The following is an 11,185-nucleotide window of genomic DNA, read 5'->3' as shown; positions in this document are numbered from 1 at the left end:
ATGGACACTGCATTGGCACAAATATATAAACCGAGTATAGAAGCTGTTAAACAGGCATCTGAAAGAATATCTAAAGTTGTTGTACATACGCCTTTAGCTGAATCGTTTACATATAGTAATCGATTTGGAGCAAATATTATGCTTAAAAGGGAAGATTTACAGCAGGTACGCTCTTACAAAATTCGTGGAGCTTACAATAAGATTTCCAGCTTGCCTAAAGATCAGTTAGAGAAAGGTGTGATTTGTGCCAGTGCGGGTAACCATGCACAGGGAGTAGCTTTTGCCTGTAATAAATTAAAAGCTAAAGGGGTAATTTATATGCCAAGCACTACACCCAGCCAAAAAGTAGCGCAAACTAAAATGTTTGGTGGTGATTGGGTAGAGGTTGCTTTAGAAGGTGATACTTTCGACGATTCTTTCAAAAATGCAATGATAAGAGCAGGAGAAGATGACCTTGTTTTTATTCATCCTTTTGATGATGAAAAGGTAATTGAGGGCCAGGCAACTATTGGATTAGAGATTTTAGAGCAAGCCAACGAACCTATAGATTATGTTTTTGCTCCACTTGGAGGTGGAGGGTTGTTAGCCGGAGTTTCTTCGGTTTTTAAAGAATTATCTCCAAAAACAAAGATTATTGGTATAGAGCCAGAAGGTGCTCCATCAATGTCTGCTTCCTTAAAAGAAGGAAGATTGGTAGAGTTAGATAAAATAGAGCGTTTTGTAGACGGTGCTGCTGTACAAAAAGTTGGAAGCCGAAATTTTGAAATTTGTAAGCAAAATTTAGACAAAATGGTGACCATTCCTGAAGGTAAAATATGCCAAACCATTTTGGATCTTTATAATCAGGATGCTATAGTGGTTGAACCTGCTGGGGCAATGTCGATTTCAGTATTAGATTTTTTTGCTGAAGAAATTAAAGGTAAAAATGTGGTATGTATCGTTAGCGGAAGCAATAACGATATTACGCGTACGGCTGAAATTAAAGAAAGAGCTCTACTTTATGCAGGCTTAAAACATTATTTTGTAGTAACCTTCCCGCAACGAGCTGGTGCTTTACGCGAATTTTTAGATAAAGTTTTAGGAGCTACAGACGATATAACCCATTTTGAGTATTCGAAAAAGCATGAAAGGGAAAATGGCCCTGCAGTAGTGGGTATCGAGCTAAAAGACAAAGCCGACTTTCAGCCGTTAATAAAAAGGATGAAAGAGCGTAATTTTTATGGAAGATATCTTAACGATACTCCAGATCTATTTCAATTCATTATTTGATTAAAAAAACCTTTGTAAATCCGTTAATAAAAGCTACATTTACATTGTGAATACACAAGCTCAAATAATATTAATTAATAATCGATACCCCGTGCGCTGCATGAGGTAATGCTTATATAATCTTCTTATTAATATTATTTGAAACTTTTATTTTGAAAAAATCACTGAACATACAACAAATATTAGAAAGCCTTATTCAAGGTTTACAGGATTGGATTGCCCTTTTTAACAGGCCATCAACTCCTTCAGTTGTTTATGTTCCCGTACGCCGTCGCCGCACTCCCCGCCGCACGTAAGTGCGTGTATATTTTTATGGAACTTAGGTGAGTCCGGTTCCCTTTTCGGTTAGAACTTTCAATTTAATTTTTTCAATCCTAATAATCGTTTAGCAAATGAAAATTGTCATTGCTAATAAATCTCATGCAAAATTTGCAGAGGTTATTTGTACAACTATAGAAGAATCTGCCAAAGTTCGTGGTACAGGTATAGCGCGCCGTACACCAGAATATGTGATTACCAAAATGGAAAATGGTAACGCCATTATTGCGCTAGATGGTGATAAGTTTGCCGGCTTTTGCTATATAGAAACCTGGAGTCACGAGAAATACGTTGCAAATTCAGGTTTAATTGTGCATCCCGATTATAGAAATCAGGGACTTGCAAAAGATATCAAAAAGGCAGTTTTTGAGTATTCTAGAAAGCGTTTTCCAGAAGCTAAAATTTTTGGAATTACTACAGGCTTAGCCGTAATGAAAATAAATTACGAGTTAGGATACCAGCCCGTTACTTTCTCTGAACTTACAGATGATGAAGCTTTTTGGAAAGGCTGTCAAACTTGCAAGAACTACGATATTCTAACCCGTACCGAACGTAAAATGTGCTTATGTACAGGAATGCTTTACGATCCTGAAAAGAAGAAAAAGGATAGAAAAAAGCATGACTTAAATGATAAAACATTTACACGACTAAAAAATATAAAACAAAGCCTTTTTTATAAAAAGGAAAAAAATAACCTAGATTAAAACTTACCAATAAAAATGAAAAAAGTAGTTATTGCCTACAGCGGCGGATTAGATACTTCATATTGTGCAAAATCATTGTCTAATGAAGGTTTCGAAGTTCATGCAGTAAGCGTGAATACAGGAGGATTCTCTAAAGAAGAAGTTCAAAAAATAGGAGACAATGCAAAGAAAATAGGAGCAACCACCTATAAAAATATCGATGCAGTTTCATCATTTTATACTAAGGTGGTAAAGTATCTTATTTTTGGTAATGTTTTAAAAAATAATACCTATCCACTTTCTGTAAGTGCAGAACGTATCGTGCAGGCTATTGAAATTATAAATTACGCTAAGGAGATTGGCGCCAAATATATCGCTCACGGTAGTACCGGTGCTGGGAACGACCAGGTAAGATTCGATATGATCTTCCAGATTATTGCTCCTGAAATTGAAATTATTACGCCAATTAGAGATAAGCAATTAAGTCGACAGGAAGAAATTGATTACCTAAAAGCCAATGGCGTAGAAATGAACTGGGAAAAGTCTAAATATTCAGTAAATAAAGGACTTTGGGGAACCAGTGTAGGAGGTGCTGAAACGCTAACGTCTCACGAGCCATTACCAGAATCTGCATTCCCTTCCCAACTTTCAGAAAAAGAAGTAGGTAAAATTAGCCTGAGTTTTACCAAAGGAGAACTTACCGCTATTAATGATAAGGAAGATTTACCAGAAAATAATATTCAGGTTCTTGAAGAAATCGCAAAAAAGTATGCGATAGGTCGGGATATTCATGTTGGGGATACCATCATCGGGATTAAAGGTAGAGTAGGTTTTGAAGCTGCTGCGGCAAGCATCATTATAAAATCCCATCATTTACTAGAAAAGCATACGCTTAGTAAATGGCAATTACAACATAAAGATTATGTGGCGAATTGGTACGGTACCCATTTACACGAAGGCCAGTATTTAGATCCTGTAATGCGTGATTTTGAAGCTTTATTGCAAAGTTCTCAGGAACGGGTAACAGGAAAAGTATTTGTAAGCCTACATCCGTACCGATTTATTTTAGACGGAATTTCTTCACCTTATGATTTGATGAATAGCAATTTTGGAAATTACGGAGAAGAAAATAAAGCCTGGACAGCCAATGATGCTAAAGGATTTATTAAAATTCTATCAAATGCCGGTAAGATATACCAGTCGGTAGAAAATAAATAATCAGAAAATTAGCACATCATGATCAAAGCAGGAATTATTGGCGGCGCAGGATATACAGCAGGAGAACTGGTAAGGATTTTAACCTATCATCCCGATGTTGAACTCGATTTTATATACAGTACCTCAAGGCCGGGAACGCCGGTTACAGGAGTGCATCAGGATTTAATTGGGGAGATCGATCTTTTATTTTCAGGGGAAATCAATACAGAAGTTGATGTGGTTTTTCTATGTCTTGGACATGGGAATTCGGTAAAGTTTTTAGCAGAAAATGAATTTTCAGCAAACACAAAAATCATTGATCTGAGTACCGATTATAGAATGAACGGTGAGCACGATTTTGTTTACGGGTTACCCGAATTTAAAAAAGAGGCGATTAAAACAGCGAATTTCATCGCAAATCCCGGTTGTTTTGCGACGGCGATAAGTCTGGCTATCCTTCCGTTGGCAAAAGCCAAGAAAGTTGAAGACGAATGGCATGTGAATGCCGTTACCGGAGCCACCGGAGCCGGAGTTTCACTCTCAGCAACCACACATTTTACCTGGAGAGATAACAATTTTTCAGCGTATAAGTCTTTTGAACATCAGCATCTCAATGAAATTGGGCAAAGTTTGAAATGGCTGCAACCCGATTTTGATGCTACCGTAAATTTTATTCCGAATAGAGGGAATTTTTCTCGCGGAATTCATGCCACGGCATATACCAAATTCACTGGTAGCCTGGAAGAAGCAAAAAAGATTTACAAAGAACAATACAAAGACGCTGCTTTCACCTTTGTGACGGAAGAAAATATACATCTAAAACAAGTAGTGAATACCAATAAATGTTTACTGAAATTAGAGAAATTTGGCGATAAATTATTAGTTACCAGTGTGATCGATAATTTACTAAAGGGAGCTTCAGGGCAGGCCGTACAAAATATGAATTTAATGTGTGGCTTACCGGAGGATTCAGGATTACACCTTAAAGCTAGTTATTTCTAGACCATTTCTAAAAACTTAAACCATGAAAATAGCCATTATTGGTGCAGGAAATTTAGGCAAGTCCATAGCAAAAGGACTTATCGTAAATAACGCGTTTACCACGCTTTACCTCACCAAAAGAAATACTGAAGCCATTAAATCTTACGAAGAATATTCTAAGGTGACGGTAACTTCAGATAACCAGGAGGCCGTTAAAAATTCAGACATTCTAATTTTTGCGGTACAGCCCCAGCAATTAGAACGTATTCTGGAAGATATTAAAGACCTGCTTACGGATAAGCACGTGATTATTTCAACAATAACAGGTTTCAAAATCGATAGAATTGAAGCTATTATTGGCGAAGATCAGTTTATAATCCGCGCGATGCCTAATACCGCGATCGCTGTAGGAAAATCCATGACATGCATGTGTTCTAACGAAAAAGGGGTAAAGCGTATCGCTATTGCCGAAGCTATTTTTAATCGTTTGGGAACAAGCATTATTATCAACGAAAATAAGATGCAGGCCGCTACGGTAATTTGTGCCAGCGGTATCGCTTTTTGGATGCGTTTAATTCGCGCAACCACACAGGGCGCTGTACAACTTGGTTTTGATGCCAAAGATGCGCAACAACTGGCGATGAACACCTGTTTAGGGGCAGCAAGCTTACTGGTAGAATCGGGTAAGCATCCCGAAGAAGAAATTGATAAAGTAACCACGCCAAAAGGCTGTACCATTGAAGGATTAAACGAGATGGAACATAATGGTTTAAGTTCTTCTTTAATTAAAGGTTTGCAGGCATCTTTTAAAAAAATAAATAACATTTCAGAACAATAAATATGGAGCTTTTTGATGTTTATCCATTATTCGATATCACTCCTGTAAAAGGTGAAGGCACTTATGTTTTCGATAAGGACGGTAAAAAATATCTTGATCTCTACGGTGGGCATGCCGTAATTTCTATCGGGCATTCGCACCCTGCTTATGTAAATGCAATTTCTAATCAGGTGCGCAATCTTGGTTTTTATTCCAATTCGATCAAAAATCCACTTCAGGTAGCATTAGCAGAAAAACTAGGTAAGCTGTCCGGTTGCAAAGATTATCAGTTGTTTTTATGTAATTCGGGTGCCGAGGCGAACGAGAATGCCTTAAAAGTAGCTTCGTTTGCAACAGGAAAAGACCGGGTGATCTATTTTGATAATGCTTTCCACGGAAGAACCTCTGGAGTGGTGGCTGTTACCGATAACGAAAATATTAAAGCACCTTTTAATAAAGGTCATAAAATCACCAAAATCGCCTTTAATGATGCGGAAACTTTAACTGCGGAATTACAAAAAGGAGATGTTGCCGCCGTTATTTTTGAAGTGATTCAGGGAGTTGGTGGTTTGGATGAAGCGACAACCGAATTCTACCAGCAAATAGAAAAACTGGCTAAAGAAAACGGAACCATGATTATTGCAGATGAGGTTCAGGCGGGTTATGGGAGAACGGGTGACTTTTTTGCCTTCCAAAAGCATAATATTCATCCAGATATCATTTCGATCGCAAAAGGAATGGGGAATGGCTTCCCGGTAGGTGGTGTTTTGATCGATAAAAATATCGCTCCAAAATATGGAATGTTAGGTACTACGTTTGGTGGAAATCATTTAGCCTGTGCCGCTGGCTTAGCAGTGCTAAATATTCTTGAAAAAGAAGACTTGATGCAGAATGCTTCAGCAATGTTCGATTTCGTAAAAGAGCAGGCGAAAGAAATTCCGCAGATAAAAAAGATAAAAGGGCGTGGATTAATGATTGGTTTAGAATTCGATTTTGAAATCGCTAGTCTTCGAAAAGATTTGTTGTTTGTGCATCAAATTTTTACCGGATCTGCCGCTAATAAAAAGTTGCTGAGGATTTTACCTCCATTAAATATTGAAAAAAAGCATTTTGATGACTTTTTTAAAGCTTTAAAGATCAGTTTAGCTAATCAAAAATAGAAATATTTTATGTCATTCCGTGCTCGGCACGGAATCCCATATTTCAGATAAAGAAATATACTATTGAGATTCTGAAACGAGTTCAGAATGACAGAAACTAATAATTACCAATTTCAATGAGACATTACACAAGCGTTCACGATATCGAAAACCTTGATGAATTAATACAGGAAGCGATCCAGCTTAAAAAAGAAAATTCAGCCGCCAGTTTAGGAAAAGGTAAAACCCTGGGCTTGTTGTTTTTTAACTCCAGCTTACGCACGCGTTTAAGTACAGAAAAAGCTGGGCGCCTTTTAGGAATGGAAGTGCTTACGATGAATGTTGGTGCAGATGGATGGGCGTTGGAATTTGAAGATGGAGCGATAATGAATTCAGATAAGGCCGAACATATTAAAGAAGCTGCCGCGGTATTGTCGCAATATTGCGATGTAATTGGTGTGCGTGCTTTTCCAGGCTTAAAAGACAAAACAAAAGATGAAGAAGAACAGGTGATTAACGCATTTAAAAAGTTTGCGAGTGTACCGGTGGTGAATTTAGAAAGTTCTACCGGACATCCTTTGCAGGCATTAACCGATGCAATTTCGATTACCGAGTTAAAAAAGAAAGATAAATTAAAAGTCGTGTTAAGCTGGGCGCCGCATCCTAAAGCTTTGCCGCAATCTGTACCGAATTCTTTTGCTGAAATGATGCAGAAAATGGATGTGGAGTTTTGTGTTGCAAACCCTGAAGGTTACGATCTAAGCGATCGCGTTTTAAATGATACTAAAGTGTATCACGATCAGGATGAAGCTTTAAAAGATGCCGATTTTGTTTATGTAAAAAATTGGAGTAGCTACGAAAAGTATGGCGAAGTTTTATCTACAGACCCAAATTGGACATTTTCGAAGGAAAAATTAGCGCTTACTAACGATGCCAAAGTGATGCACTGTTTACCGGTAAGGCGAAATGTGGTGATTTCAGATGAGGTTTTAGATAGTGAAAACTCCGCTGTAATTCATCAGGCTAACAACAGAACTTATGCAGCACAGGCCGTTTTAAAACGAATTTTGGAAAAACTGGATTAATGTGATGATTGGGTGATGCGATAATTTGAAAATAATGTCACTTCGAGTGATTTTATTGTAGCGATAGCGAAGATAAAATGGTATCGAGAAGTCTTATTTATCAATTATTGTAGAATGTTGATGAGTTGATTTGATAATGTGCGAATTTGAAACAAGATTCAAGAACCAGGAATCAAGAATATGGAATAAAGACAAGAGAGGATAGATGCTGTGACCAGCAAATTTTGAATGGTTTAAAGCTAAGTGTTGATCTATAGATTTAGTAATTTGAAGATGAGAATAGCAATAAACTTTAAACCTTGAAATTTGGAACTTTGAACTCAACTTTCACTTCCAGTGATTTTATTGTAGCGATAGCGTAATATAAAATTGTATCGAGAAGGCTGATCGCTGAAAGCTAATAGCTAATAGCTAAATACTAACTACTAATTACCAAAAAAATGAAACCACTAAAAATTGTAAAAATAGGAGGGAAATTGATCGAAGATACCGCCAAATTCGATGAATTTCTGGAAGATTTTAAAAATCTGGAAGGCTATAAAATCCTGGTGCATGGTGGTGGAAATATGGCGACGCAAATTTCAGAAAAATTAGGTTACGAAACCAAAATGGTCGATGGTCGCCGAATTACCGATGAGGATACGGTGAAAGTGATTACAATGGTTTATGGCGGACTAATAAATAAAAATATCGTTGCGAAATTACAATCGATGAATACAAATGCAATTGGGCTTTGCGGCGCCGATGGGCAAAGTATCCTGTCTGTAAAAAGGCCGGTTGCAACTATCGATTATGGCTTTGTAGGGGATATCGAAAAAGTGAATGCCGAATTTATTGACGCTTTGCTAAATGATGGCGTGGTGCCGGTTTTTTCAGCAATTTCCTGTACAAAAGAAGGGGTGCTGTTAAATACAAATGCTGATTCGATTGCTTCTGAAATTGCACGTGCAATGAGCAAATCTTACGAAACCGAGCTGTATTATTGCTTTGAAAAACAAGGCGTACTTGCTGATGCTTCAGATGACGAATCGGTTATCAAAGAAATAGATTTTCTCCAGTATAAAACGCTGGTGGAAAAGCAGGTGATCACCGATGGAATGCTGCCAAAACTTCAAAATTGCTTTGAGGCTTTAGAACAGGGCGTACATAAAATTCATCTTGGAAATCACCAATCTTTAAAAGAAAATACAACGCATACAAAAATCATTCAGTAATGGAAATTAAAGAACTTCAGCAGGAAGCCCTTCAATTACTTCAACATCTAATCGAAACGCAATCATTTTCTGGCGAAGAAGATCAAACTGCACAATTGTTAGAGCAGTGGTTTGTTCAGCATAAGATTCCGCATCAAAGACATTTAAACAATGTTTGGGCAACCAATAAAGCGTTCGATGAGGCCAAACCAAGCTTATTGTTAAACTCGCATCATGATACGGTAAAGCCAAATGCGGCGTATACTAATGATCCTTTTAAAGCTGAAATTCGAGATGGAAAATTATTTGGACTGGGAAGTAACGATGCCAGTGGCTGTTTGGTGTCGTTATTAGCCACTTTCACCTGGTTTTATGATCGGGAAGATTTAAATTATAATATCATTTTTGCCGGTACTGCAGAAGAAGAAACCAATGGTAAAAACGGAATTGCCTGTATGTTGCCTATCATGCCGAAAGTAGATGTGGCTATTGTAGGTGAACCAACACTGATGGATCTTGCCGTTGCTGAAAAAGGGCTGGTGGTTTTTGATGCTGTTGTTAAAGGAACGCCATCACATGCAGCACATCCTAATAATGACAATGCGATTTATAAAACTGCGGAAGTTTTAAAGTGGTTTGAGGCGATTAAATTTCCTGAAGTTTCGAAGCAATTAGGAGAGGTGAAATTAACCGTAACCCAGATCAAGGCCGGGACGCAGCATAATGTGGTTCCTGCAAAGGTCGATTTGGTGATCGATGTTCGTGTAAATGATTGTTATTCTAACCAGGAGATTAGTGATTTTTTACAGGAGAATGCTCCGGTAGATAGTATCGAGCCAAGGTCCTTACGATTAAATTCGTCTAATATTCCGTTAGATCACGATTTGGTAAAAGCAGGATTAGATTTGGGAATGAAAACTTATGGATCGCCCACACTGTCAGATCAGGCGATGCTGAAATGTTCTTCATTGAAATTAGGCCCCGGGGACAGCACAAGATCACATTCGGCAGACGAATTTATTTACGTGAACGAAGTAGAAGAAGGAATAGAAAAATATATCGCCCTGTTAGAAAAAGCGTTGAGATGATAATACTATTTTTGTCATGCCGGACTCGATCCGGCATCTCATCCTGATTGTGTGAGATCCTGAATCAAGTTCAGGATGACATCAACATAGCCCAATTATATTATTGATTGGGAAAACTTAAAGAATTACATAATGAAACTTTGGGATAAAGGAATAAGCATCGATAAAAAAATTGAAAAGTTTACAGTTGGTAACGATCGCGAACTGGATATGTATCTTGCTGAATATGATATTACGGCTTCTAAAGCCCATGCTAAAATGCTTGGAGAGATCGGGATTTTAGAGAAAGACGAAGTGCCGGCTTTGTTAAGTGAATTAGATAAACTTCAAAAACAGGTTGAAAACAACGAATTTGTGATTGAAGAAGAATTTGAGGATGTCCATTCTAAAATAGAATATGAGCTTACCAAAGTTTTAGGAGATACCGGTAAAAAAATTCATACCGCAAGATCACGAAACGATCAGGTTTTGGTGGCGATGCAATTGTATTTTAAAGAAAATCTAATCGAAATTCGTCAAAAAACAGAAGGATTAATCGATATCCTTTTAGGTCTTGCCGAGCAATACAAAGATAAATTACTTCCCGGCTATACACATTTGCAGGTAGCCATGCCGTCTTCTTTTGGATTATGGTTTTCGGCTTATGCTGAAATTTTAATCGATGATCTTTTTCAGCTAGATGCCGCTCTAAAAGTAGCTGATCAAAATCCGTTAGGCTCGGCCGCGGGTTATGGCTCTTCTTTTCCTATAGATCGTGAATTTACCACGAAAGAATTAGGCTTTAAAACATTAAAATATAATTCGGTTGCCGCTCAAATGAGTAGGGGTAAATGTGAGCGTACGGTAACTTCAGCGATTGCTGGATTAGCGAATACGCTGGCACGTTTTTCAATGGACATTTGCCTGTATATGAGTCAGAATTTCGGTTTTATAAGTTTTCCGGATGAATTAACTACGGGGAGTTCGATCATGCCTCATAAAAAGAATCCGGATGTTTTTGAATTGATTCGGGGGAAATCGAATAAACTTCAGGCTATTTCAACCGAAATGGTATTAATTACCAATAATCTACCAAGCGGTTATCACAGGGATTATCAGTTAATTAAGGAAAACAGTATGACTTCTGTAGAAGGGATTAAAGAAATTCTGGATATTTTCTCGTATTCTATTTCTCAGATCATCGTTAAAGATATCGATCTTAATGACGAAAAATATAAATACCTGTTTACGGTAGATAGTATTAACGATTTGGTGATCGATGGCGCCAGTTTTAGAGACGCTTATAAAGAAATAGGGGGGCAGGTTCAAGATGGGACTTATCAACCGGGAGAAGGAAGAAAACACAGTCATTTAGGAAGCAAGGATAATCTAGCTTTAGATAAAATTGCCGCCAAGAAAAAGCTTTAAAATTGATC

The 11,185-nt window shown here is 37.6% G+C and carries 10 protein-coding genes; all 10 read left to right on the top strand.

What is annotated here, in order from left to right:
- The 10 genes from ilvA (at position 1) to argH (ending at position 11,177) form a co-directional block, all read left to right on the top strand.
- The gene (gene ilvA / locus L1967_RS05650) at positions 1–1,269 is read left to right on the top strand and encodes a threonine ammonia-lyase IlvA (RefSeq protein ID WP_249600877.1); all 1,269 of its coding nucleotides are present in this window, start codon (positions 1–3) and stop codon (positions 1,267–1,269) included.
- Between the two features lie 392 nt (positions 1,270–1,661).
- Positions 1,662–2,291, top strand: a complete 630-nt coding sequence (locus tag L1967_RS05645; RefSeq protein WP_084840186.1) for a GNAT family N-acetyltransferase — start codon at positions 1,662–1,664, stop codon at positions 2,289–2,291.
- 15 nt (positions 2,292–2,306) lie between these two features.
- Positions 2,307–3,488, top strand: a complete 1,182-nt coding sequence (locus L1967_RS05640; protein WP_249600754.1) for an argininosuccinate synthase — start codon at positions 2,307–2,309, stop codon at positions 3,486–3,488.
- 18 nt (positions 3,489–3,506) lie between these two features.
- Complete coding sequence (gene argC, locus L1967_RS05635) at positions 3,507–4,469, top strand: N-acetyl-gamma-glutamyl-phosphate reductase (RefSeq protein ID WP_249600753.1); 963 nt, start codon at positions 3,507–3,509, stop codon at positions 4,467–4,469.
- Positions 4,470–4,491: 22 nt separating this feature from the next.
- Complete coding sequence (gene proC / locus L1967_RS05630) at positions 4,492–5,286, top strand: pyrroline-5-carboxylate reductase (protein WP_249600752.1); 795 nt, start codon at positions 4,492–4,494, stop codon at positions 5,284–5,286.
- 2 nt (positions 5,287–5,288) lie between these two features.
- Positions 5,289–6,425, top strand: coding sequence for an aspartate aminotransferase family protein (locus L1967_RS05625; protein WP_249600751.1), 1,137 nt, complete (start codon positions 5,289–5,291; stop codon positions 6,423–6,425).
- A 116-nt stretch (positions 6,426–6,541) separates the two neighbouring features.
- Positions 6,542–7,489 (top strand): N-acetylornithine carbamoyltransferase, encoded by a 948-nt coding sequence (locus L1967_RS05620; protein WP_249600750.1) that lies wholly within the window; start codon positions 6,542–6,544, stop codon positions 7,487–7,489.
- Positions 7,490–7,929: 440 nt separating this feature from the next.
- Positions 7,930–8,703 (top strand): acetylglutamate kinase, encoded by a 774-nt coding sequence (gene argB, locus L1967_RS05615; protein WP_249600749.1) that lies wholly within the window; start codon positions 7,930–7,932, stop codon positions 8,701–8,703.
- The gene (locus tag L1967_RS05610) at positions 8,703–9,770 is read left to right on the top strand and encodes a M20 family metallo-hydrolase (protein ID WP_249600748.1); all 1,068 of its coding nucleotides are present in this window, start codon (positions 8,703–8,705) and stop codon (positions 9,768–9,770) included. Before argB ends, L1967_RS05610 begins: the two co-directional genes overlap by 1 nt.
- Before the next feature lie 132 nt (positions 9,771–9,902).
- Positions 9,903–11,177 (top strand): argininosuccinate lyase, encoded by a 1,275-nt coding sequence (argH, locus tag L1967_RS05605; RefSeq protein WP_249600747.1) that lies wholly within the window; start codon positions 9,903–9,905, stop codon positions 11,175–11,177.
- Positions 11,178–11,185 lie beyond the last annotated feature (8 nt).

The organism is Zunongwangia pacifica, from assembly GCF_023499215.1.
GTDB lineage: Bacteria > Bacteroidota > Bacteroidia > Flavobacteriales > Flavobacteriaceae > Zunongwangia > Zunongwangia pacifica.
Note: the sequence above shows the minus strand (reverse complement) of the source record. Positions and strands in the feature narration are given on the sequence as shown.